This window comes from Vibrio sp. 10N.261.46.A3 (assembly GCF_041472995.1).
Classification (GTDB): domain Bacteria; phylum Pseudomonadota; class Gammaproteobacteria; order Enterobacterales; family Vibrionaceae; genus Vibrio; species Vibrio coralliirubri.
In genome coordinates this window covers 1-600 of sequence record NZ_JBFRRH010000176.1, presented here as the reverse complement: position 1 = coordinate 600, position 600 = coordinate 1, and the positions used below count along the sequence as shown (strand labels likewise).

At 37.5% G+C, this 600-nt stretch carries 1 protein-coding gene; it reads right to left on the bottom strand.

Going from position 1 to position 600, the window contains the following annotated elements; all coding sequences use genetic code 11:
- Positions 1–36 precede the first annotated feature (36 nt).
- Positions 37–210 (bottom strand): hypothetical protein, encoded by a 174-nt coding sequence (locus AB4484_RS26285; RefSeq protein WP_017064349.1) that lies wholly within the window; start codon positions 208–210, stop codon positions 37–39.
- Positions 211–600 lie beyond the last annotated feature (390 nt).

The window sequence follows — 600 nt, the reverse complement described above, 5'->3', positions numbered from 1 at the left end:
TCAAGTTGATTCGGTATAGTCCTCTATACCAAAGCATTATTCATCGGGTCTTATCGAATAAAGATCGTTGATATGTTTTCCTTCGCTAAGATACCAAGTCATCGCTTCCTGTCGATTGTGAACCAATATCGTGATTGTGGTTATTGAACCATCGTCAAAATAACAAAGCTCATATTCTAAATCGCTTGGATGATCAGGAATAGCGGCCATAGCTTCCCTCCCAAATATCAATCATTTGAAATACGTCAACCCAGCTCATTTATAGGGCTCGTATCACGTCAAATGAGTAATAAAATTAAGTTACATCACTGCCATTAATTATTTTTAGTTTAATCATTTGCCTAAATAGCTAGATTAGCAAGTTTGGGTCTCAATTTATCTCAAAGTTTTTACGACCACTGTTTATTAAGGCTACTTTTATAAGAGTTGGAATTAGCGTTATAAGAACTGGGCTAACCTTAAAGGGATGAGTTAATCGGTTTGTGGCTTTGTTGAATGTCGTGAGAGGGTAGAATGAGAAAGTGCCGGTGGTTAGTTTTAGTGATCTGTTTTCTATTTACTGGGTGCGGGACCAAGTTCGCCTATACCGAATCAACTTGA

Excerpts from the sequence above, each read along its gene's own strand:
- AB4484_RS26285 (WP_017064349.1), bottom strand. The coding sequence starts at position 210 with ATGGCCGCTATTCCTGATCATCCAAGCGATTTAGAATATGAGCTTTGT.